The sequence below is a fragment of the Methylobacterium sp. Gmos3 genome (genome assembly GCF_056430985.1).
The window spans coordinates 22,123-44,279 of record NZ_JBWJYL010000006.1; the positions used below are offsets into that span (position 1 = coordinate 22,123).

Genomic DNA, 22,157 nt, shown 5'->3' on the forward strand with positions numbered 1-22,157 from the left:
GGGCGCCCAGCTTGCCCAAAGGGAAGGCATGCGCCAAAGGCGCCGCCGTATTGGGCAACCGCCTCGGAATCGGTTGACGCGGCGGGGACGTGGCGGGCAACACCACGCTGCGGCCGGCTCTCAGCCGGATCACGGAGCTTCCGATTCGATGTCGTCCAAGCCGTCGCCCGTCTCGCCCCTCGCGCCCACCCCCTATCCCGATCTTCCGCCGGTCGCCGGGGTCCGCCTCGCCACGGCGCAGGCCGGCATCCGCTACAGCGGGCGCACGGACGTGCTGTTCGTCGGGCTCGATGCCGGCACGCGGGCGGCGGGGGTGTTCACCCGCTCGAAATGCCCCTCGGCGCCGGTCGATTGGTGCCGCGATTCGCTCGCCAACGGCGCGGCCCGCGCCCTCGTGGTCAATTCGGGCAACGCCAACGCCTTCACCGGCCGGCTCGGCCGCGAGGCGGTGGCGCTGACCGCCCGGATCGCCGCGCAGGCCGCCGGTTGCGCCGAGGACGAGGTCTACATTGCCTCGACCGGCGTGATCGGCGAGCCGCTGCCGGCCGAGCGCTTCGAGGGTGTGCTCGCCGAATGCGCGGGCCGCGCGCAGGACGGCGCCGAGGCCTGGGCCGAGGCCGCCCGCGCCATCATGACCACCGACACCTTCCCCAAGCTCGCCACCCGCGAGGCCGAGATCGGCGGCACCAAGGTTCGCATCAACGGCATCGCCAAGGGCGCGGGGATGATCGCCCCCGACATGGCGACGATGCTCGCCTTCGTCTTCACCGACGCCGCCCTCTCCAAGGGTGCCGCGCAGGCGCTGCTGGCGCAGGGCGCGAACGACAGCTTCAACTGCGTGACCGTCGATGGCGACACCTCGACCTCCGACACGCTGATGCTGTTCGCCACGGGCCAGGCCGGCAACGCGGAGGTGGCGGATGCCGCCGACCCGGCGCTCGCCGGCTTCAAGGCGGCTTTGGACGATCTGCTCGTGGAACTGGCGCAGCTCGTCGCCCGCGACGGCGAGGGCGCGCGCAAGTTCGTGACGGTGAAGGTCGGCGGCGCCGAGAGCGATGCCTCGGCCCACCGCATCGCGATGTCCATCGCCAACTCGCCGCTGGTGAAGACCGCCGTGGCCGGCGAGGATGCCAATTGGGGCCGGGTGGTGATGGCGGTGGGCAAGGCCGGCGAGCCCGCCGACCGCGACCGCCTCGCGATCTGGTTCGGGGATGTCCGCGTCGCCGTCGATGGCGCCCGCGACCCCGCCTACAGCGAGGAGGCCGCGAGCGCCGTGATGCGCGAGCCGAACGTAGAGATCCGGGTCGATCTCGGCCTCGGTTCGGGCCAAGCGCGGGTATGGACCTGCGACCTGACCAAGGGCTACATCGAGATCAACGGGGATTACCGCTCGTGAGAGCGGCCCCCCTCGCCCTCCTCGCGGCGCTGGCGGTCGGCACGGCGCGCGCCGACGAAAGCCCCTGCGCCCGGCATATCAGCATCACCGGGCACGCTTCCTCGACACAGGCGCCGGATTACGCCGAGGTCGCCGTCGGCATCGAGGCGAAGGGCGCCAACGCGGCGGCCGCCCTCGATGCCGCTTCCAAGGCGGTGGCGGGCCTCTCCGCCATCGCCCGCGAGGCCGGCCTGTCGCCCGCCGAAATCGGCACGGCGGCGGTGAGCCTCCAGCCCGTCACCCGCACGGTCAACCGGCCGGGGGGCGTCACCGAAGAGCCGGACGGCTATTCGGCGACCAACGTCGTGCGCCTGCGCGTCGGCGACATGGCTCGCCTCGGCGACATCCTGCGGAAGGCGCTCGACTCCGGCGCGAACCGCATCGACGGCATCACCTTCGGCCTGCGCGACCCGGACGCGGCCCGCGCGGCCCTCGAAGTGGCCGCCGCCAAGGATGCGCGCACCCGCGCGGCGGCCCTGGCCGAGGCGGTGGGCGCCAAGCTCGGGCCGCTCTGCACCCTCACCGCCCTCGACGCCGGCCCCGCGCCCTTCCCGATGCGCACCATGGCGGCGCCGTTCGCGAAGGCGCGGCCGGTGCCGATCGAGGCCGGCATGATCGAGAGCGCGGCGTCCGTCTCGGCCACCTTCGCCCTCGACCGATGAGCAGCCTGCGCCTCCTCCTCGTCGTCGCCGTGGCGCTCGTGGATGCCGATGGGCGCGTGCTGGTGAGCGAGCGCCCCGCCGGCAAGCAGCTCGCCGGCCTGTGGGAGTTCCCCGGAGGCAAGGTCGAGCCCGGCGAGCGGCCGGAAGAGACCCTGATCCGCGAACTCGCGGAGGAGCTTGGCATCACGGTCGCGGAGCCCTGCCTCGCGCCCCTCACCTTCGCGAGCCACGCCTATCCCGACTTCCACCTGCTGATGCCGCTCTACGTCTGCCGCCGCTGGGAGGGCACGCCGCGCTCCCTCGAGGGACAGGCGCTGAAATGGGTCCGCCCGAAGGCCCTGCGCGACCTCGCCATGCCCCCGGCCGACGCGCCGCTGATCCCGTTCCTGATCGACCTGCTGGGGTAAGCGCCCCGCCCAGGCATGGCCGCAGACCAAAGGCACGACGCCCCCGTCATTGCGAGGCGGAGCCGAAGCAATCCAGGGCGCGCTCCCTCCGGATGTGGCAGTGCCGACTGGATTGCTTCGCTGCGCTCGCAATGACGGCGCGGGCGGCGAGCCGCGTTCGCGAAGCGGCTAAATATTTTTTATCCGAACCTCAAGACGAAGGGGCACCACGACGCGTCATAGCCCGGTGTCCCAAAGCATTTCGCAGCGCACCATTGCATACGGTTCGTGCTGCGTCCGCGAAGAAGGCTAGGTGAACCAGCAAATCAAAAAATTTGACGGGCGGAATCGTGGGCTACAAGTAAAATAAACGCCGAACACGGGTCACCAAGAGACACCGGAGGAGGCGCCGCATGGACGTTCACGAGTACCAGGCCAAGGAGCTGCTCGCGAGCTTCGGAGTCGCGGTTCCGAAAGGCGCCATCGCCTTCAGCCCGGACCAGGCGGTCTACGCCGCCACCGAACTCGGCGGCTCCTTCTGGGCGGTGAAGGCGCAGATCCATGCCGGCGCCCGCGGCAAGGCCGGTGGCATCAAGCTCTGCCGCACCTACAACGACGTCCGCGACGCGGCCAAGGAACTCCTCGGCAAGCGCCTCGTCACGCACCAGACCGGCCCCGAGGGCAAGCCGGTCCAGCGCGTCTACGTCGAGACCGCCGACCCCTTCGAGCGCGAGTTGTATCTGGGCTTCGTCCTCGACCGGAAGGCCGAGCGCGTCCGCGTCATCGCCAGCCAGCGCGGCGGCATGGAGATCGAGCAGATCGCCGCCGAGGAGCCTCAGGCGCTGATCCAGGTCGTGGTGGAGCCCGCCGTAGGCCTGCAGCAGTTCCAGGCCCGCGAGATCGCATTCAAGCTCGGCCTCAACATCAAGCAGGTCGCTGCGGCGGTGAAGACGATCATGAACGCCTACCGGGCGTTCCGCGATTGCGACGGCACGATGCTGGAGATCAATCCGCTGGTCGTCACCAAGGACGACCGGGTGCTGGCGCTCGACGCCAAGATGTCGTTCGACGACAACGCCCTGTTCCGCCGCCCCGGCATCGCGGACATGCACGACCCGTCCCAGGGCGACCCGCGCGAGGCCCAGGCCGCCGAGCACAACCTCAGCTACATTGGCCTCGAGGGCGAGATCGGCTGCATCGTCAACGGCGCCGGCCTGGCCATGGCCACGATGGACATGATCAAGCACGCGGGTGGTGAGCCGGCGAACTTCCTCGATGTCGGCGGCGGCGCCTCCCCCGAGCGCGTGGCGACCGCCTTCCGGCTGGTCCTCTCGGACCGCAACGTGAAGGCGATCCTCGTCAACATCTTCGCCGGCATCAACCGCTGCGACTGGGTGGCCGAAGGCGTCATCCAGGCCGCCCGCGAGGTGAAGATCGACGTGCCGCTGGTGGTGCGGCTCGCCGGCACGAACGTCGAGGCCGGCAAGAAGATATTGGCCGAAAGCGGCCTCGACCTCATCACCGCCGACACGCTGACCGAGGCCGCGCGCAAGGCGGTCGACGCCTGCAACGCCGCCAAAAACAACCGCTGAGTTCAGGGGGGAGATCGCGCCATGAGCATCCTCATCGACGAAACCACGCCGATCATCGTCCAGGGCATCACCGGCGACAAGGGCACCTTCCACGCCAAGGAGATGCTGGATTACGGCTCCAACGTCGTCGGCGGCGTCACGCCCGGCAAGGGCGGTCGCACCCATCTCGGCCTGCCGGTGTTCAACACCGTGAAGGAGGCCGTGGAGGCCACGGGCGCCACCACCTCGATCACCTTCGTCGCCCCGCCCTTCGCGGCGGACGCGATCATGGAGGCGGCCGATGCGGGCCTGCGCCTCGTCTGCTCCATCACCGATGGCATCCCGGCCCAGGACATGATGCGGGTGAAGCGCTACCTCTACCGCTACCCCAAGGAGAAGCGGACGATGGTGGTGGGCCCGAACTGCGCGGGCATCATCTCGCCCGGCAAGTCGATGCTCGGCATCATGCCCGGCCACATCTACCTGAAGGGCAATGTCGGCGTGATCTCGCGCTCCGGCACCCTCGGCTACGAGGCCGCCTCGCAGCTGAAGGAACTCGGCCTCGGCATCTCGACCTCGGTGGGCATCGGCGGCGACCCGATCAACGGCTCGTCCTTCCTCGACCACCTCGCCCTGTTCGAGATGGACCCGGACACCGACGCGGTGCTGATGATCGGCGAGATCGGCGGCCCGCAGGAGGCCGAGGCCTCGGCCTGGATCCGGGACAACATGTCGAAGCCGGTGATCGGCTTCGTCGCCGGCCTCACCGCCCCGAAGGGCCGGCGCATGGGCCATGCCGGCGCGATCATCTCGGCGACCGGCGACAGCGCCGCCGAGAAGGCCGAGATCATGAAGAGCTACGGCCTCACCGTGGCGCCGGATCCCGGCTCCTTCGGCCAGACCGTCGCCGACGTGCTCGCGCGGGCGGCGTAGCCGCTTCCAAAAGCCTCATCGTCTTTGCGAGCGATAGCGAAGCAATCCAGGGCAGCGGGACGTCTCAGACCGTGGCGTGTCCCTGGATTGCTTCGCTCCGCTCGCAAAGACGGAGCCCGGTTTGAGAGAGGGCGCAGGCGTCGCCGCGACCTTCGAGACGAACGACAGAAAAGAGGGCGACCCCATGCCCACCACGCTTCACGCCAGCCCCTCGGCCTCGGTCACAGGCTTCGCGCCGCCGGTCATCACCGGCACCTCGTCCGAGGGCGCGCTGGACATCCTGTTCCAGGCCCTGCTCGACGTCGCCCGCCGGCACGATCCCGAGCTGGAAGCGGTGCTGCACGGCACCGCCGACATCTCGCGGTTCTCGCCGGAGATGCTGGCCCGCGCCCTTCAGGTGCAGGGGATCTGGTTTCAGCTGATCTCCATCGCGGAGCAGAACGCCGCCATGCGCCGCCGCCGCCACACGGAGCGGACGGAGGGGCGCGCGGCGCTGGGCGGCTCCTTCGCGAAGGTGTTTTCCGAGGCTCGCGCCCGGGGCATCCCGCCGGAGACGATCCAGGCGCTGCTCAACGACCTGCGCATCCGCCCGACGCTCACCGCCCACCCCACCGAGGGCAAGCGCGTGACCGTGCTGGAGAAGTTCCGCCGCATCTACCTCGTGCTGCGCGAGCTGGAGATGCCGCGCTGGACCGACCGCGAGCGCAACGGCCTGATGAACGAGCTGCGCGACCAGATCGAACTGGTCTGGATGACGGGCGAGTTGCACCTTGAGAAGGCGACGGTGGAGCGCGAGGTCGCCTGGGGCCTGCACTTCTTCGATGAATCGCTGTTCGAGATGCTGCCGGAGACCATGGTCTCCCTGGAAGAATCGCTGAGCGAGGCCTATCCCGACACCCCGTTCAAGGTGCCGCCCTTCTTCCAGTTCGGCTCGTGGATCGGCGGCGACCGGGACGGCAACCCGTTCGTGACGGCGGCGGTGACGCGCACCACGCTCCAGCGCAACGCCCTCGCCTCGCTCAGCCGCTACCGCGACGGCGTGCGCGAACTCGGCCGTACCCTGTCGCTCACCGAGCGGACGCTTCCCGTGCCCCCGGCGTTTCGCGATGCCCTCGCACATCAGTTGGCCGAGAGCGGGCAGGCGCGGGCCATCGAGCGCCGCAACCCCGGCGAGGCCTATCGCCAGTATCTGTCCTGCGTGTTGCGCAAGATCGAGGCGACCATCGCCCGCAACGAGGGGCGGCACCCCTCCGGCCCGGATTATCCCAGCGCGGATGGGTTGATCGAGGATCTGCGCACCCTGGAACGCGGCCTCGCCGACGCGAAATGCGGCGCGCTGGCCCGCGACCTCGTGCGGCCGGTGCGGCGGATGGTGGAGATCTTCCGCTTCTCGACCGTGCGCCTCGACCTGCGCGAGAACACCACCCGCACCAGTGAGACCCTGCGCGCCCTGTGGCAGCAGGAGAACGGCGAGGGCGAGCCCCCCGCCCTCGATTCCCCCGCATGGCGGTCCTGGCTCGACGCGAGCCTCGCCCGTCCGCGCGACCCGGAGCGCTCCTTCGAGAACCTGCCGGACGCCGCCCGCGAGACGCTGGCCACCTTCGCCCTCGTGGCCGAGATGCGCGAGAACCTCGACCGCGAGGCCTTCGGCGCCTTCGTCCTGTCGATGACCCGTTCGGTGCCGGACATCCTCGGCGCCTACCTGCTCGCCAAGGAGGCGGGGGTGTTCCTCGACGCCTCCGGCACCGAGATCTGCCCGCTGCCCATCGTGCCCCTGTTCGAGACCATCGACGACCTGCGCGCCGCGCCCGCCATCATGCGCGAATTGCTCGCCGTCCCGGTGGTGCGCCGCTCCACCCGCTGGCAGGGCGGGGTGCAGGAGGTGATGATCGGCTATTCCGATTCGAACAAGGATGGCGGCTTCGTCGCGGCAAACTGGGAACTCTACAAGGCGCAGAGCAAGCTGACGCGGCTCGGCCAGGAGCTCGGCGTACCGATCGCCTTCTTCCACGGGCGCGGCGGCTCGGTGAGCCGGGGCGGCGTACCGACCCATCGCGGCATCGCGGCCCAGCCGCCGGGCTCGATCCGGGGACGCTTCCGCATCACCGAGCAGGGCGAGGTCGTCTCGTTCAAATACGCGAACCGGGGCACCGCCGCCTACCAGATGGAATTGCTCGCGGCCTCGGTGTTCGAGCATGCGCTCGCCGGCGACGGCAACGGCCAGCCGGCGGGCCATGACGACGCCCTGGAAGCCCTCGCGGGGGCCTCGCGGGCGGCCTACGTCAACCTGCTCAACACGGAGGGTCTGGTCGATTACTTCCAGGCCGCGAGCCCGCTGGACGAGATCGCGCTCCTCAACATCGGCTCCCGCCCGGCCCGGCGCTTCGGCGCGCGCTCGCTCTCGGACCTGCGGGCGATCCCGTGGGTGTTCGCGTGGTCGCAGAACCGGCACGTCGTCACCGGCTGGTACGGCGTCGGCTCCGGCCTCGCGAGCTTCATCGACGTGCGCGGCAGGGAGGGCGAGGCCACCCTGAAGCGGCTGTTCGCGGATTCGCGGGTGCTGCGCCTCGTGCTCGACGAGGTCGAGAAGACGCTGCTGATGGTCGATCTCGACATCGCCCGCGCCTATGCCGGCCTCGTGCAGGATGCAGGCATCCGCGACCGGATCTTCTCCGCCATCGAGGCCGAATACGCCCTGACGCGGGAGATGGTGCTGCGGGTGAGCGGCGGCTCGGAACTGGCCGAGCGCTTCCCCCTGTTCCGCGACCGGCTGAAGGGGCGGCTGCCGACGATCAACCAAGTCTCCCGCGAGCAGGTCGAACTGCTCGCCCGCTACCGCAGCGAGACCGACGAGGACCGGAAGGAGGCGGTGAAATCCGCCCTCCTCCTGTCGATCAACTGCATCGCCGTCGGCTTCGGGGCGACGGGGTGACATGAGCCTTTCATTGCCATCCCATCTATCCCCCTCATCCTGAGGTGCGGCGTAGCCGCCTCGAAGGAGGGCTCCAGACACTGCCGCGACGCCTGGAGCCCTCCTTCGAGGCCCGCCAGGGCGGGCACCTCAGGATGAGGAAGAGTTGTGGGACAGAAACGATCTTTTCGCCTGTTCCAAAAGGATAGCAACACCAGTTGAAACCCCGGCGCCCCATCCCACCCGCGCGGGACAAGATCACCCAAGGAGGAAAACAAGAATGAGCTTCACCCTGATCCAACAGGCCAAGGCGCGCCTGCACCGCTCGGAACTCGCCGTTCCCGGCTCGAACCCGACCTTCATGGAGAAGTCGGCCTCCTCGGCCGCCGACGTGATCTTCCTCGACCTTGAGGATGCCGTCGCGCCCGACGACAAGGAGCAGGCCCGCAAGAACATCATCCAGGCGCTGAACGACCTGGATTGGGGCAACAAGACCATGATGATCCGCATCAACGGTCTCGACACCCACTACATGTACCGGGACGTGGTGGACATCGTGGAGGCCTGCCCGCGCCTCGACATGATCCTGATCCCCAAGGTCGGCGTGCCGGCCGACGTCTACGCCATCGACGTGCTCACCACCCAGATCGAACAGGCCAAGAAGCGCGAGAAGAAGATCGGCTTCGAGGTGCTGATCGAGACCGCGCTCGGCATGGCCAACGTGGAGGCCATCGCCCAGTCGTCCAAGCGCCTGGAGGCCATGTCCTTCGGCGTGGCCGACTACGCCGCCTCGACCCGCGCCCGCTCCACCGTCATCGGCGGCGTGAACCCCGACTTCTCGGTGCTCACCGACAAGGACGAATCCGGCAACCGCCAGACCCATTGGCAGGACCCGTGGCTGTTCGCGCAGAACCGGATGCTGGTGGCCTGCCGCGCCTACGGCCTGCGCCCCATCGACGGCCCGTTCGGCGACTTCTCCGATCCGGACGGCTACCGCTCGGCGGCCCGCCGCTGCTCGGCCCTGGGCTTCGAGGGCAAGTGGGCGATCCACCCGAGCCAGATCGAGCTAGCCAACGAGGTGTTCACCCCCTCTGAGGCCGAAGTGACCAAGGCCCGCCGCATCCTCGAAGCGATGCAGGAGGCCGCAAAGGCCGGGCGCGGCGCCGTCTCCCTCGACGGCCGCCTCATCGACATCGCCTCGATCCGCATGGCCGAGGCGCTGATCGAGAAGGCCGACGCAATGCGCTAGCCGCGCGCACCGGATAGGAGGCGTGACTTCGGTTGCGCCTTCTGTCCGTACTGATAGGGATATTGTCGCGGGCCTGACCAGCCCGCCCGTGATGGGCCGCACGCGGCCGGTTGCGGCCGGGAGTAAGCGAATGGTCTTCGCTCTGACGATCGTCAGAAGAGCAGACGGCGAGTGGAGAGTTCATCTCCGACTCGCCGTCCACATGTTCGGTCTGACGTGGCTAAACCCTAACGGGTAATCGCCAGGAGCCGGTGTAGCCATCACCGGCTCCACTCCCGAATATAAGCGAAATCGCCCGCCGCGCCAAGAACCGACGCTTTCGGTTGCGCCACTCGAATCCAACTTGATAGGAAAGTTTCCGCGGGCCTCACCAGCCCGCCCGTGACGGGCCGCACGCGGTCGGTTGCGGCCGGGAGTCGGACGAATGGTCATCGTTCTGACGATCGTCAGGAAGGGAAACGGCGAGTGGAGTGTCAGGCTCCGCCTCGCCGTCCATCCAATCTTCCTGAAATGGCTAAACCCTAACGGGTGATCGCCAGGGATCGGTGTATGCCGCACTGATCCCACTCCCGAATGATAAGCCAAATCGCCCGCCGCGCCAAGAACCGGCGAAGCTTCCCCTCAAGACAGTGGATGGCCTGTCAGAACGGCCGCTCGTCCGGCAGGCGGGCGGCGGCGATCTCCTCCGGCGTGGGGTCGCGCCGCAGCGTGATGCCCTCCCGCCAGGTTTTCGCGATGAGGCCAAGTCGGGCGAAGCCGTCGAGCCATCCGTCCATCGGCCAGATCCCGTGGCGATCATGGAAGCGCTGCGCGTTGGCGACGATGTCGCGAAAATGCTGCAGGGGCGGGTCGTAGGCCGCATGGTGCTGGTGAAAGGCCAGCGGGCCGCCGAGGAACAGGATCGGCACCCCCATCGCCGCCGCGCGGAAGGCGAGATCCGTATCCTCCGCGCCGTAGCCGGAGAAGCTCTCGTCGAACCCGCCGATCCGGTCGTAGGTCGAGGCCCGCACCGCGAAGGCCAGCGACCAGAACAGGCCGGGCTGCGGCGAGGCCACGATCCCCGATTCGGGGAAGTGCCGCACTGGATGCAGATGCCCCGCCGCCGCGAGGTCGGCCTCGTGCCAGCCGTCCCGCACGGCACCCGCCGGGAGGTAGCGTACCGCGCAGCAGATCAGCCCGTCGCGCTCCGCGACCGCCGCCGCGAGGCCCGCGACGAGATCCGCCGAGGGGATGCAGTCGACATCGAGATAGACCAGCGTGTCCGCCTCGCCCGCCGCCCGGCGCCCGGCATTGCGCGCCGCCGCCAAGGGTAGGCCCTCGCCCGCGAGGGGGACGCGCTCCACGGGGAAGGGCAGCGGCGGCAGCGGCGTCGTATCCCCGCCCATCTCCACGATGATGCAGCGATCCGGCGCCTGCCCCCGCGCCAGCCCTTCGAGGAGCCGCGCGAGATGCGCCCCCCGCCCCTTGTTCAGGGTGACGACCGCGAGGCTCATGCGGGGATCGCCACGAAGCGCTCGCTCGGCCCGCACAGGCGCTCGATCATTTCCGGCTCCAGGCGGAAGCCGGTGGGGTCGTCGCTGATGAGGCCGGTGGTCTGCGATTCGTGGGCGTGGACCGCCTTCGCCTTGGTGGCTGCATGGGCCGACACGTCGAGGCGCATCCCCTCCGGCGGGGGGCCGACCTCGGTCTCCGGCGGCAGGGTCCAGCCCCAGACGGGGTATTCATAGATCCGCACGCCGGGCATGTGGCGCCGGGCGAGGCCGACGATGGCGGCGGAGGCCTTGTGGTCGCAATGGGGATCATGCCGCCACGTCACGAACACGGCACTCGCTGCGCCCGCCCGCGCCGCCTCGGCCACGGCGAGCGCCGCCGCCTCGGCCTCGTGCCCCTCGCTCGGGACATGGGCGTCGGGCAAGCGCAGGAAGGTGACGTGGGCGGGGTCCATGCCGAGCGTTGCGGCGGCGCGGCGGGTCTCGTCCTCGCGTAAGGAGCGCAGCCGCTCCGGCGGATAGAGGGCCGAATGGGTGTGCGAGCCGCAGCCGTCGCTCACCACGACGAGGCGCACGTCGCGGCCCTCGGCGCGGGCGGCGGCGATGAGCCCGCCGCAGCCGAGGCTCTCGTCGTCCGGATGCGGCGCAACCACAACGAGACCGCCCGGCCCCGCCAGGGCGTCGAGGGTACCGAACGGCAGGGAATCGGCGGCGGCGAGGAAGTCGTCGGCACGCATCGCGGTCGGGGCTCTCCAGGTTCGGCCGGACCATCGGCCAGGCCGGCTGAACGAGCCCTGAGCGCGTCAGCGGTCGTTCTCGGTCGTCAGGTTGCCGAGCCGCGTGCCCTCGTCGACGCCCCGCGCCTCGCCGAGGCTCACGCCGGGATGGGGTGATTCGGTGAAGACGATGCCGGCGGCGGTGAGCGCGCTGCGCAGCACCTCGATCTGCCCCGAGGGCGAATCACCGTAGCCGTTCTCGAAGCTGCTCACGAGCGAGGCCTCGCAGCCCGCCTTCTTCGCGAGGTCCGCCTCGGACCAGCCGAGCAGCCCCCGCGCCGCCCGCGACTGCGCCGGGCTCATCGCCAGGGGCACTGCGCCGCTCTGGACGCCTTCGTCGGATCCCGTCACGCCAAGCCTCCCGTCATCGTGGTCCACAACGGCGCCGGCCCGGCAACGTTTCCTTGCGGCGCCCGCCGTGATCATAATTGTGCTGAAATTCCGCGCCATGGACGGCGTCGCCGGGTCCCGCAGGGGGGCGGCGCCGGACAGACCAACGAGCGCGAACGCGCGACTGAAGGGACAGAACGATGAGAGCGGTGCTGATCGCCACGCTGGCCTGTACCGTGACGGCCGCGAGCGTGGTCGCGACGAGTCAGGCGCAGGCGCAGATGGGCGGCCCGACCACGGGCTTTGGCAAGGGCTATCGCCGCCCCGGCGGCGAGGATGGCAAGAAGCCCCAGTACGTGCCGGGCGCCAAGACGCAGGAGAAGAACTTCCCGCTGGACTCGACCTGGACGGCGGTGAGCCTGAACGGCAAGCCCTTCGGTGGCGCCGACCGGCCGAGCTTCATCGTGGACAAGCAGTACCGCGCCCGCGGCTACGGCGGCTGCAACACCTTCGCGGCGACCGCCTTCCCGCTGAAGGAGCAGCACATCGCGGTCGGCCCGCTGGCACTCACCAAGAAGGCTTGCGACAAGGCGCTGGCGGCCAGCGAGCAGGCGTTCTTCGTCGCCCTGCGCACGGCAGGCGCCTGGGATCTCGTCGGCTCGCAGCTGGTGCTGAAGAGCCCGAGCGGCGAGTTGAAGTTCGACCGCGCCCTGTAAGAATCTGTTCATGACGATCCCGGAAAGCCGTTTGGGTTCAGGCGGCTTTCAGGGCTTCCGGTATTCTCTCTCCCGACGACAGGGAGGTCGCGTATGCCGGTCGGTTTGGGTTCGGGACATGGCGCCGCGCCACGGTGCGGCCTGACGCCGGCGCGAGCCGCCGGCCCCAGCGGCTTCAACCCCCTCGCCCTGTGGATCGCCGCCGCCGCGCCGGTCGCCGCGACCCTGCTCCTCCTCTCGCGGCTGGCCGCCTGACCAGGCTCCCCGCCACCCGGTGAACGCCATCCCCGACGCCGAATCGAAGCCGGCCACGCCCCGGCGCGGCACATCTCTGCTGCTCGGGCTGCTGCCGCCCGTGGCGCTCGCCCTGCTGTGGGAAGGGGGCGTCGATGCGGGGCTGTTCTCCGGCCGCTTGCTGCCGCCGCCGAGCCGGATCGGCGCCACCCTCCGGGACCTTGCGCTCTCCGGCGATCTCGCGATCCATATCGAGGCGACGCTGACCCGCGTCGGCCTCGGCTTCGCCTTCGGGGCGCTGGCGGGCATCCTGGCCGGCGCCCTCGTCGCCACACTGCCCCGCCTGCGCGCGCTCATCGATCCGAGCCTTCAGGCGCTCCGGGCCGTGCCCTCCCTCGCCTGGGTGCCGCTGTTCATCCTGTGGTTCGGCATCCTGGAGACGCCGAAGGTGCTGCTGATCGCCGTCGGCGTGTTCTTCCCGGTCTATGTCGGGGTGGCGGGCGCCATCGCCTCGGTGGACCGCAAGCTGGTGGAGGTGGGCCGGGTCTTCCGCCTGTCGAAGGCGGCGCAGGTGCGCCGGATCCTGTTGCCGGCCGTGCTGCCCGCGACCCTCACCGCCCTCAGGACGGGGCTGGGTCTCGGCTTCCTGTTCGTCGTGGCGGCGGAACTGATGGGCGCCTCGGAGGGCCTCGGCTACCTGCTGGTCGACGGCCAGCAATTCGGCAAGCCGGACCAGATCATGGCCGCGATCATCGCGTTCGCCGTGGTCGGCAAGCTCGCGGATGCGCTCCTCGTCGGCCTCACCGCCCCGTTGGTGCGCTGGCAGGATACGGCGCGCGATTCGCTCTGATCAGCGCTCGCCGCGCTCGCCGGACCGCTCGGTCAGGCCCTCGGCCCGGCGACCGTCCTGCCCCTGGCACGGTTTCGGTGATTCGACCGGCGGGAACAGCTGCGCCAACCCGGCCGCGACCCCATAGAGCACGGGGTCGGCATTCGGGCCGTCATGCGGCGGGTGAAGGTCACTTTTCAGCATCGTCCTGGTCCGGCCCTCGCGACAGGCGGCGAGCACCGGCCTTTCACAGCGTATGGGAACTTTGCCGGAACAATGCGGCGCGCGCGACTTCGTTGCACGCCGCCCCATGTTTTTCCTGAATAAGCATTATTTTCCTTCACGGCCGCGCACAGGCACCCGGGCGTGACAGGAAACCGCTCAGCCGCGGCGGCGGAGGATCACCGTGCCGGGCGGGACAGGCAGCGGGCAGGCGACGGGCCGCACCGTCATGATTACCGCGCTCCGGCACTGGGCCCGACACGCTTGCGCCGCGTCGATCTGATCGCGCCCGCAGCCTTCCGCGAAGCAGAATTGGCCGAGATCCTCGCAGGTCGCCAGGAAGCGGCCGAGGGGGGCCGGCGGGGGGACGGGCCGCAGCAGATCGGCCGCCGGGGCGGGCGAGGCGGCGGCGAGCGCCATGAGACCGACAGCGAGCTTCCAACGTGTCATCGCGCCCTCCGTGGCCCCACTTAGCATTGGCAGGCCGGACTCACCTGTGCCATTCCCGCGACAGGGAGCGGGAGCCGAGAACGGCTTTCAGGACAAGCGGAGCGCGGCGTGCTCGCCATCGGCGACCTGACCAAGACCTATGCCGACGGCACGCGGGCGCTGGAGCGCATCGCGCTGACCGTGCCGCCGGGGGAGATCCTCGCCCTGGTCGGCGGCTCCGGTTGCGGCAAGACCACCCTGCTGCGCCTGATCGCCGGCCTCGACCGGCCGAGCGCCGGGGCGATCTCCCTCGACGGGGAGGCCATCGCCGGGCCGCATCCCGGTGTCGGACTGGTGTTCCAGGAGCCGCGCCTGCTGCCCTGGCTCGATGTCGCCGCCAATGTCGGCTTCGGCCTGTCCGCCCTGAAGCGCGGCGAGCGCCGGGCGCGGGTGATGCACGCCCTGGAACGCGTCGGCCTCGCGGACCATGCCGGGCGCTGGCCCCGCGACCTTTCGGGCGGCCAGCAGCAACGCGTCTCCATCGCCCGCGCCTTCGTGGCCGAGCCCCGGGTGCTGCTCCTCGACGAGCCGTTCTCGGCGCTCGACGCCTTCACCCGCAAGGGCCTGCACGGGCATCTCCTCGCCCTGTGGGAGGAGCACCGCCCGACGGTGATCCTCGTCACGCACGATGTCGGGGAGGCGGTGGCGCTGGCCGACCGGGCCGTGGTGATGCGCCCGCGCCCCGGACGGCTCGACGAGACGATCCGCATCGGCCTGCCGCGCCCGCGCGATCCGGCCTCGCCGCAGAGCGAGGCGGCGGTGCGGTCGATCCTGTCCGCCCTCGACCGTTCGCTGAAGCCGGCCCCGTCCCGGCTCGACGCCGCGCCCACCAACGCCAATTGGTGGTAGCCCCCCTTCCCGGAGAGACGCCATGCCCCTCTACGCCCTCGACGAGCACGTCCCCCAGCTCGCCGACCCGGACCGCACCTGGATCGCGCCGGACGCGCAGGTGATCGGGCAGGTGCATCTCGGCGTCGATGTGGGGATCTGGTTCGGAGCGGCCCTGCGCGGCGACAACGAGCCGATCCGCATCGGCGACCGCAGCAACGTGCAGGAGGGCGTGGTGATGCATGTCGATCCGGGCTTCCCGCTGACCCTCGGCGAGGACGTCACGGTGGGCCACGGGGCCATCGTCCACGGCTGCACCATCGGCGACGGCACGCTCATCGGCATGGGCGCGACCGTCCTGAACGGGGCGAAGATCGGGAAGGGCAGTCTCGTCGGCGCCAACGCCCTCGTGACCGAGGGGAAGGAGTTCCCGGACAACAGCCTGATCGTCGGCGCGCCGGCCAAGGCGATCCGCACCCTCGACGAGGCGGCCATCGCGGGCCTGCGGGAGGCGGCCCGCCGCTACGTGGAGAACGGGCGGCGGTACAAGAAGGGCCTGCGGCGGGTGGATTGAGCGGGGCACTCAGCCCTCCCCCCTCTGCGGGGGAGGGTGGCCCCCGAAGGGGGTCGGGAGAGGGGAGCGACGGTGCAGGATGAAGCATCGGGAGCGATCCATCCGGCACTATCGATCCCCTCTCCCCCCCTGCTTCGCAGGGTACCCTCCCCCGCAGAGGGGGGAGGGAGAGTTGGCCTCAGTTCACCTTGCCCTTCACCACCTCGTAGACCTTCTCGGTCAGCGGTCCGGCTTCGGCGAGGATGCCTTCAAGCTCGTCCAGGCGCTCCTGAGCGAACTCGCGATCCTCGAGCCCCTTCGCGTTGACGTAGACGTTCAGCGCGGCGCTGCGCAGACCGGCATAGGCCGAGAGCACGGCCACGCCCGCATCCGACACGACGTTCAGGTTGCCCTTCTCCGCCGTGATCGCCGCGAGGTCGATCACCGCCCGGCAGGCCCGGCAGCAGGAGAGCGGCACGTCGCACGCCTCCTTCAGCGCCGCCTGGATCTTTTCGGATCGGGCGGCCTTCTCCTCGTCGGTGCCCTTCGGCAGGCCGTAGGCGCCCATCACCGCATCGAAGGCGGCGACGTCCTGGGCGATCATGCCGGTGAGGCCGACGCGCAGGCCCTCCGAGCGGGCCAGCACGTCCTTCAGTTCCGCCTCGACCTCGACGTACTTCTTCTTGCCGATGGTCAGGTTGCACACCATCGAGACCAGGGCCGCGCCCATGGCCCCGGAGATGGCCGCCGCCCCGCCGCCGCCGGGGGTGGGGGCGGCGCTGGCGAGTTCCGTCAGGAACGTCTCGATCGAGTCGGATTCGGGCCGGGTCTTGTCGCCCATCACGCCATCTCCTTGGCGAGCGCGTAGATCTCCTCGGCGTCGAACATCGTGTCGGTGCTCTCGAACAGCTTGCCGATGCAGGCGCGGTGCAGCTTGAGCTTCAGGCCGCCGATGCCGAGCGCGCCGAACGCGCTCTTGCCGTGGCGCTCCTTGCCCTTGTCCATGGCATCGAGGCCGCCGATGCCCGTCGGGGGCTGGGCGTTGTAATCGGCCAGGAACTCCACCGCCGGATCCTGGCTCCAGGCCGCTTCCGGCAGCAGCTCGACGCCGATGGCGCCGGCCGTGAAGATCAGGTTCTTGCCCTTGGCGAGCGCGATCCGGGACGCCTCGTCCGGCGTCGCCGCTGCCTGGACGTTCACCTTGAAGCGCTTGTTGATGGCGTCCGCCGCGGCCTGCGTCTTGTCCAGCGCCCGGCCGGCGATGGTGACGTGCGCGCCCTCGCCCGCCAGGAGCGCGGCCGAGCGCATGCCCACCGGGCCGGTGCCGGCGAGCACGACGGCACTCTTGCCCTGCAGCGAGCCGGCGGCCTTGGCCACCAGCGCGACGCCGGCGGCGGCGGTGGTGTTCGAGCCGTTCGAATCGAGCATGCAGGAGACGCGGAACGGGCCGAAGAAGCGCTTCTTCACCGCCTCGAACACCGCCTCGCCCTCGGCCATGGAGCCGCCGCCGACGAAGATCGCGGTCGACTTCTTCTCCGAGCCGCCCCGGGTGTAGATCGTCCCGTCGACATAGGCGCCGACATTGTCCGGCGTGACGTTGCCGTATCCGGTGATGTGATCGGCCCCACCATCGTAGCCCACCACCACGTCGAAAACGCTCGGGGCCGCATCGGTGTCGAACTGGAACAGCAGCTTTTTCATACGTCTCGGACCCTTCAGTCGATTGCGATCATGAGCCGGCTCATCCCGCCCAAGCCCTCATCCTGAGGTGCCCACGGAAGTGGGCCTCGAAGGAGGCCTCCAGAGCCCGGCGCGATCCCTGGAGCCCTCCTTCGAGGCCGCTGACGCGGCACCTCAGGATGAGGTTCAGGGGTGAAACGGTGAGGCGAAACCTACCCCTCGACCACGTTCTGCGGCTTGCCGGCGACGAACGCCTCGACGTTGTCGACGAGCTGGTCGGCCAGGATCTGCATCGCCTCCTTGCTCGCCCAGGCGACGTGCGGCGTGACGATGAGGTTCGGCAGGTCGGCGTCGCAGAGGATGTTGCCGTCGCGGGGCGGCTCCTGCGCCACCACGTCGAAGCCGGCGCCCGCGATGGTGCCGTCCTTGAGGGCTTCCAGCAGCGCCGCCTCGTCCACGAGGCCGCCCCGGGCGGTGTTGATGAGGATGGCGTTCTTCTTCATCCGCTTCAGTTCGGCGGCGCCGATCAGGCCCTTCGTCTCCGGCGTGAGCGGGACGTGCAGGGTGATGACGTCGGACTGGGTGAGCACCGTCTCGAAGTCGGACAGGCCCTCCTGCGGGAAGGTGTCATAGGCCAGGACCTTCATGCCCAGGGCCTCGGCCCGCTTGGCGATGGACTTGCCCAGCGCCCCGTAGCCGACGATGCCGAGCGTCGAGCCGGCGATGTCGTAGATCGGGTAGTCGAAGTAGCAGAACTGGCGAGACTTCGCCCAATCGCCCCGCTTCACCGAATTGGCGTAGGGCACGATGGCCCGGCGCAGGGCGAACATCAGGCCGACCACGTGCTCAGGCACGGTGTTGAAGGCGTAGTTGCGGATGTTGACGACGGTGATGCCTTGGGCCTTCGCCTGGGCCTTATCCACCACGTCCGTGCCGGTGGCGGCCACCGCGATGAGCTTGAGGTCCGGGAGCTGCTTCAGCACCTCGGCGCGCATCGGCACCTTGTTGATGAGGGCGATCTCGGCGCCCTTCAGGCGGGCGACCGTGTCCTCCGGCGTCCAGGTCGATTCGTGCTCGACATACTCGTGCTCGAAGCTGAACGGCTTCAGGGTCGCATCGAGCGATTCCCGGTCGAGAAACACGATCTTTTTCGCCATGGGTCGTCGGCTCCCTCTCCGGCGGCCGGGCGGCTGCCGGCTCTGTCTGGATTGTCATTCTTATTGGCGTCCGGCGGAGGGGGCGAGCCCTCCGCCGGCCACGGATCACGCCTTGTGCAGCGGATTCTCGCGCAGGTAGCTCGACGCGGCGGCGACGCCGGAGCCGGGCGTGACCTTCACGCCGCAATCGATCATCGCCATCTCCGCGCCCGCGATGGCGCCAAGCAGCGACAGCTCGTTGAGATCGCCGAGGTGGCCGATGCGGAACACCTTGCCCGCGACCTTGGACAGGCCGGCGCCGAGGGAGAGGTTGTAGCGGTCATAGGCGTGGCTGATCACCTTGGCCGCATCGGTCCCCTCCGGCACGACGATGGCCGTGACGGTGTCGGAGTTCCACTTCGGCTCCTTGGCGCAGGTCTTCAGGCCCCAGGCGGCCACGGCCTGGCGGGTCGCCTCGGCGAGCACGTGGTGGCGGTGATAGATGTTCTCCATCCCCTCCTCCTTCATCACGGCCAGCGCCTCGCGCAGGCCGTAGAGGAGCGGCAGGGCCGGAGTATAGGGGAAGTAGCCGCCCTTGTTGGCGTTCAGCTGATCGGCCCAGGCGAAGTAGACGTGGCCGAGCCGGTCGTTGGCGCCGCCCTGGCCGCCCTCGGCGACCTTCAGCGCCTTCTGGCTGACGCAGAGCAGGCCGAGGCCGGCCGGCAGCATGAAGCCCTTCTGCGAGCCCGCCACCGCGCAATCGACCTTCCACTCGTCCATCTTGAAAGGCAGCGAGCCGATGGAGGAGATGCCATCCACGAACAGGAGCGCCGGGTGGCCGGCGGCGTCCATCGCCTTGCGCACGGCGCCGATGTCGCTCGTGACGCCCGTGGCCGTCTCGTTGTGGACGATCATCACCGCCTTGATGGCGTGGTCCTTGTCGGCGCGCAGGGCCTCCTCGATCTTCTGCGGATCGGCGCCGGTGCCCCACTCCTCGTCCTGGACGATGACGTCGAGGCCGAGGCGCTGGGCCATGTCGACCCAGAGATGGCTGAACTGGCCGAAGCGGGCCGCGATCACCTTGTCACCCCGGCAGAGGGTGTTGGTCAGGGCCGATTCCCAGATGCCGGTGCCCGAGGACGGGTACAGCAGGATGGTGCCCTCGGTGGAGCCGTAGACCATCTTGGCGTCCTGGAAGAGCGGCTTGGCGAGCTCGGGGAAGCTCGGCGAGCGGTGATCCTCGGACTGCACCGACATCGCCCGGATCACCCGGTCGGGAATCGTGGTCGGACCGGGGATGAAGAGGTGGTTGCGACCGGGGCGCCGGGTTGCGGCCATGATGTCTCCTCCGAATTGGTTTCGCGCACGGGATCGGGCCCGGCGCGGGAAGTGTCGCGCTCGTCGGGGTGTCGGGCTTCGGGGAGTTGCCGGGAAGGCCCGCCCGCTCTCGCGGCCGGCGCCCGCCCTGGACCCTGGGCGCTGCGGAGCGGCAGGCGGCGCGTGCCGCTCGCGTCGCGGCGCGCTGAACCCTCGCGCCGGTCGCCTCCGATGTGCCGTCCTATCCTCGCGGCGCCGGATCTCGCGCCGCCTTCCCTTCCGCGCTGGCCCCACCGGCGGCCCGGCCGGGGCCGTCGGATCGCATGTATTATGGGAGCGTCACGCTCCAAAGCAAAACCTATTAATCTTCGACGGGGCCGCAAAAAAATTTGGCGTGCAGTGCAACCTCTTGCCGGGAAGGTTGAACGAAGCTTCTCTCGACAGTCGCTCCGACCTAACGCGCAGGCATCGTCATCAAAACGAGACGTAATCGCGCTCTGGATCCCAGCACATGTCGCAGGGAGACCAAAGAGTGGCAGAGGACGACGACAGGCCGATCCGCGTCCGCACGCTGTTCCTGTCCGACCTGCACCTCGGCACGAGGGGGTGCCAGGCGGGGATGCTGCTCGGCTTCCTGAGGGACTACGACGCGGACACCATCTATCTCGTCGGCGACATCGTCGACGGCTGGCAGCTCCGCTCCGGCTGGTACTGGCCGCAGGCCCATAACGACGTGGTGCAGAAGCTCCTGCGCAAGGTCCGCAAGGGGACGCATATCGTCTACCTGCCGGGCAACCACGACGAGTTCCTGCGCGACTATGTCGGCACGACCTTCGGCGGCATCGAGATCGCCGACACGGCGATCCACGAATCGCCGGACGGGCGCCGCTACCTCGTGATCCACGGCGACCAGTTCGACATGGTGATGCGCCACCAGCGCTGGCTCGCCCATCTCGGCGACGGCGCCTACACCCTGGCCCTGTGGCTGAACACGATCCTCAACCGCTTCCGCCGCCGCTTGAACCTGTCCTACTGGTCGCTGTCGGCCTGGGCCAAGCTGAAGGTGAAGAACGCCGTCAGCTTCATCGGCAAGTTCGAGGAGATCCTGGCCGAGGAGGCCCGCCGCCGGGGCGCCCAGGGGGTGATCTGTGGCCACATCCACCACGCGGCCGACCGCGCCATCGGCGATCTGCGCTACCTCAACACGGGGGATTGGGTGGAATCCTGCACCGGCATCGTCGAGCATTACGACGGCCGGATCGAGGTGATCCACTATCCCTCGCTCCTGCGCGCCAAGGAGGCGGCGGCGCAGGCCGAGACGCAGCAGGCCCTGCCGCCGGGCCGGAGAGCGGTCGCTTGAGGCTGCTGATCGCCAGCGACGCATGGCACCCGCAGGTGAACGGCGTGGTGCGCTCCCTGGAGCAGATGGTGCGGCGCGCGCCCGCCCATGGCTTCAAGGCGAGCGTGCTGAGCCCGTCCGAGTTCCCGTCGATGCCCCTGCCGGGCTATCCCGAGATCCGCCTCGCCTGCCCGGTGCCGGGTCGCCTCGCCGCCCGCTGGGACGAGGCGGCGCCGACCCATGTCCACATCGCCACCGAGGGGCCGGTGGGGTTCGCGGTACGCCGCCGCTGCCTCGCGCAGAGGCTGCCCTTCACCACGAGCTACCACACCCGCTTCCCCGAATACCTCGCCGCCCGCGCCCCCGTGCCGGAGGCGTGGTCCTACGCCTATCTGCGCCGCTTCCACGGCGCCGCGAACGGCACGATGGTGAGCACGGGAAGCCTGCAAACCGAGCTGGAATCGCGGGGCTTCGGCCGGATCATGCGCTGGACGCGGGGGGTCGACACCGACCTGTTCCGCCCCGCCGCGCCGGGCACCCCGGAGCCCGCCGACCTCGCCGGCCTGCCCCGGCCGTTCTTCCTGTTCGTGGGGCGGCTCGCCATCGAGAAGAACGTGGCCGCCTTTCTCGCCCTCGACCTGCCGGGCACCAAGGTGGTGGTGGGCGACGGGCCGGACCGGGCGCGGTTGCAGGGGCTAGCGCCTCAGGCACGCTTCCTCGGCACGCGGACGGGGGCCGACCTCGCGGCGCTCTACGCCGCCTGCGACGCCTTCGTCTTCCCGAGCCTCACCGACACGTTCGGCATCGTGCTGCTCGAAGCGCTGGCCTGCGGCCTGCCGGTGGCCGCCTTCCCCGTGCCCGGCCCGCTCGACGTGATCGGCACGAGCGGGGTCGGCGTGCTGGACAACGACCTGCGCGCGGCCTGCCTGCGGGCGTTGGCCCTCTCCCGCGACGCCTGCCGCGACGAGGCCCTGCGCCGGGGCTGGGACGAGAGCGCCCGGCAATTCTACGGGAACATCCTCCTCGCCCGGCGCCTCGCCGAGCCGCAGGCGGCGTGACGCCGACGCCCGG

General features: G+C 69.9%; 23 protein-coding genes. 14 read left to right on the forward strand and 9 right to left on the reverse strand.

All coding sequences use genetic code 11. The features are described 5' to 3' along the window. Window positions 1-148: 148 nt before the first annotated feature. The 7 genes from argJ to ACS5Q7_RS13265 all read left to right on the forward strand — a co-directional run bounded on the left by argJ (window position 149) and on the right by ACS5Q7_RS13265 (window position 9,147). The gene (argJ, locus tag ACS5Q7_RS13235) at window positions 149-1,396 is read left to right on the forward strand and encodes a bifunctional glutamate N-acetyltransferase/amino-acid acetyltransferase ArgJ (protein ID WP_478339783.1); all 1,248 of its coding nucleotides are present in this window, start codon (window positions 149-151) and stop codon (window positions 1,394-1,396) included. Next, window positions 1,393-2,097: an SIMPL domain-containing protein gene (locus ACS5Q7_RS13240; RefSeq protein WP_478339784.1), complete on the forward strand. Its 705-nt coding sequence runs from the start codon at window positions 1,393-1,395 to the stop codon at window positions 2,095-2,097. Before argJ ends, ACS5Q7_RS13240 begins: the two co-directional genes overlap by 4 nt. Beyond that, window positions 2,094-2,504: a (deoxy)nucleoside triphosphate pyrophosphohydrolase gene (locus ACS5Q7_RS13245; protein ID WP_478339785.1), complete on the forward strand. Its 411-nt coding sequence runs from the start codon at window positions 2,094-2,096 to the stop codon at window positions 2,502-2,504. The genes ACS5Q7_RS13240 and ACS5Q7_RS13245 overlap by 4 nt, the downstream gene beginning before the upstream one ends. A gap of 392 nt (window positions 2,505-2,896) precedes the next feature. Continuing rightward, window positions 2,897-4,075: a malate--CoA ligase subunit beta gene (locus tag ACS5Q7_RS13250; protein ID WP_412759819.1), complete on the forward strand. Its 1,179-nt coding sequence runs from the start codon at window positions 2,897-2,899 to the stop codon at window positions 4,073-4,075. 21 nt (window positions 4,076-4,096) lie between these two features. Then, the gene (gene sucD / locus ACS5Q7_RS13255; RefSeq protein ID WP_243959259.1) at window positions 4,097-4,987 is read left to right on the forward strand and encodes a succinate--CoA ligase subunit alpha; all 891 of its coding nucleotides are present in this window, start codon (window positions 4,097-4,099) and stop codon (window positions 4,985-4,987) included. Window positions 4,988-5,171: 184 nt separating this feature from the next. Then, window positions 5,172-7,919, forward strand: a complete 2,748-nt coding sequence (locus ACS5Q7_RS13260; RefSeq protein ID WP_478339786.1) for a phosphoenolpyruvate carboxylase — start codon at window positions 5,172-5,174, stop codon at window positions 7,917-7,919. Between the two features lie 259 nt (window positions 7,920-8,178). Then, a complete protein-coding gene (locus ACS5Q7_RS13265; RefSeq protein WP_478339787.1) occupies window positions 8,179-9,147 on the forward strand; it encodes an HpcH/HpaI aldolase/citrate lyase family protein in 969 nt (322 codons plus the stop codon). Window positions 9,148-9,788: 641 nt separating this feature from the next. Here the strand turns inward: ACS5Q7_RS13265 and ACS5Q7_RS13270 are convergent. From ACS5Q7_RS13270 to ACS5Q7_RS13280, 3 genes are all read right to left on the reverse strand, one after another. Beyond that, a complete protein-coding gene (locus ACS5Q7_RS13270; protein WP_478339788.1) occupies window positions 9,789-10,640 on the reverse strand; it encodes a galactosyltransferase-related protein in 852 nt (283 codons plus the stop codon). Continuing rightward, window positions 10,637-11,374: a PIG-L deacetylase family protein gene (locus ACS5Q7_RS13275; protein ID WP_478339789.1), complete on the reverse strand. Its 738-nt coding sequence runs from the start codon at window positions 11,372-11,374 to the stop codon at window positions 10,637-10,639. Before ACS5Q7_RS13275 ends, ACS5Q7_RS13270 begins: the two co-directional genes overlap by 4 nt. Window positions 11,375-11,440: 66 nt before the next feature. After that, complete coding sequence (locus tag ACS5Q7_RS13280) at window positions 11,441-11,764, reverse strand: helix-turn-helix domain-containing protein (RefSeq protein WP_478339790.1); 324 nt, start codon at window positions 11,762-11,764, stop codon at window positions 11,441-11,443. Between the two features lie 179 nt (window positions 11,765-11,943). Here ACS5Q7_RS13280 and ACS5Q7_RS13285 point away from each other — a divergent pair, with 179 nt between their 5' ends. The 3 genes from ACS5Q7_RS13285 to ACS5Q7_RS13295 all read left to right on the forward strand — a co-directional run bounded on the left by ACS5Q7_RS13285 (window position 11,944) and on the right by ACS5Q7_RS13295 (window position 13,543). After that, entirely contained in the window at window positions 11,944-12,459 is a 516-nt protein-coding gene (locus ACS5Q7_RS13285; protein WP_478339791.1) for an META domain-containing protein, read from the forward strand. A 93-nt stretch (window positions 12,460-12,552) separates the two neighbouring features. Then, window positions 12,553-12,714 carry a hypothetical protein gene (locus ACS5Q7_RS13290; protein WP_478339792.1) on the forward strand — a complete coding sequence of 54 codons (162 nt, stop codon included), beginning with the start codon at window positions 12,553-12,555 and terminating at the stop codon, window positions 12,712-12,714. Between the two features lie 19 nt (window positions 12,715-12,733). Then, window positions 12,734-13,543, forward strand: coding sequence for an ABC transporter permease (locus tag ACS5Q7_RS13295; protein WP_478339793.1), 810 nt, complete (start codon window positions 12,734-12,736; stop codon window positions 13,541-13,543). Here the strand turns inward: ACS5Q7_RS13295 and ACS5Q7_RS13300 are convergent, their stop codons facing one another. Both ACS5Q7_RS13300 and ACS5Q7_RS13305 read right to left on the reverse strand, forming a co-directional pair. Next, window positions 13,544-13,726: a hypothetical protein gene (locus tag ACS5Q7_RS13300; RefSeq protein WP_478339794.1), complete on the reverse strand. Its 183-nt coding sequence runs from the start codon at window positions 13,724-13,726 to the stop codon at window positions 13,544-13,546. It lies immediately after the preceding gene. Window positions 13,727-13,903: 177 nt separating this feature from the next. Next, on the reverse strand, window positions 13,904-14,194 hold the full coding sequence (locus ACS5Q7_RS13305; RefSeq protein ID WP_478339795.1) for a hypothetical protein: 291 nt from the start codon (window positions 14,192-14,194) through the stop codon (window positions 13,904-13,906). Window positions 14,195-14,302: 108 nt separating this feature from the next. Between ACS5Q7_RS13305 and ACS5Q7_RS13310 the strand changes: the two genes are divergently transcribed. After that, window positions 14,303-15,082 (forward strand): ABC transporter ATP-binding protein, encoded by a 780-nt coding sequence (locus tag ACS5Q7_RS13310; RefSeq protein ID WP_478339796.1) that lies wholly within the window; start codon window positions 14,303-14,305, stop codon window positions 15,080-15,082. A 22-nt stretch (window positions 15,083-15,104) separates the two neighbouring features. Further along, window positions 15,105-15,635, forward strand: coding sequence for a gamma carbonic anhydrase family protein (locus tag ACS5Q7_RS13315; RefSeq protein ID WP_478339797.1), 531 nt, complete (start codon window positions 15,105-15,107; stop codon window positions 15,633-15,635). A gap of 178 nt (window positions 15,636-15,813) precedes the next feature. Here ACS5Q7_RS13315 and fchA read toward each other — a convergent pair whose 3' ends face one another. From fchA to ACS5Q7_RS13335, 4 genes are all read right to left on the reverse strand, one after another. Next, entirely contained in the window at window positions 15,814-16,455 is a 642-nt protein-coding gene (fchA, locus tag ACS5Q7_RS13320; RefSeq protein WP_478339798.1) for a methenyltetrahydrofolate cyclohydrolase, read from the reverse strand. Continuing rightward, window positions 16,455-17,315, reverse strand: a complete 861-nt coding sequence (locus ACS5Q7_RS13325) for an NADP-dependent methylenetetrahydromethanopterin/methylenetetrahydrofolate dehydrogenase (protein ID WP_478339799.1) — start codon at window positions 17,313-17,315, stop codon at window positions 16,455-16,457. Before ACS5Q7_RS13325 ends, fchA begins: the two co-directional genes overlap by 1 nt. 191 nt (window positions 17,316-17,506) lie before the next feature. Beyond that, window positions 17,507-18,451, reverse strand: a complete 945-nt coding sequence (locus ACS5Q7_RS13330) for a D-2-hydroxyacid dehydrogenase (RefSeq protein ID WP_478339800.1) — start codon at window positions 18,449-18,451, stop codon at window positions 17,507-17,509. A gap of 105 nt (window positions 18,452-18,556) precedes the next feature. After that, the gene (locus tag ACS5Q7_RS13335; RefSeq protein ID WP_478339801.1) at window positions 18,557-19,768 is read right to left on the reverse strand and encodes an aminotransferase class V-fold PLP-dependent enzyme; all 1,212 of its coding nucleotides are present in this window, start codon (window positions 19,766-19,768) and stop codon (window positions 18,557-18,559) included. Window positions 19,769-20,258: 490 nt separating this feature from the next. On the opposite strand from ACS5Q7_RS13335, the gene ACS5Q7_RS13340 reads away from it, so the two are divergent. Together ACS5Q7_RS13340 and ACS5Q7_RS13345 are read left to right on the forward strand one after the other, a co-directional pair. Beyond that, a complete protein-coding gene (locus tag ACS5Q7_RS13340) occupies window positions 20,259-21,107 on the forward strand; it encodes a UDP-2,3-diacylglucosamine diphosphatase (protein WP_478339802.1) in 849 nt (282 codons plus the stop codon). Continuing rightward, window positions 21,104-22,144 carry a glycosyltransferase family 4 protein gene (locus ACS5Q7_RS13345; RefSeq protein WP_478339803.1) on the forward strand — a complete coding sequence of 347 codons (1,041 nt, stop codon included), beginning with the start codon at window positions 21,104-21,106 and terminating at the stop codon, window positions 22,142-22,144. Before ACS5Q7_RS13340 ends, ACS5Q7_RS13345 begins: the two co-directional genes overlap by 4 nt. Window positions 22,145-22,157: the final 13 nt, after the last annotated feature.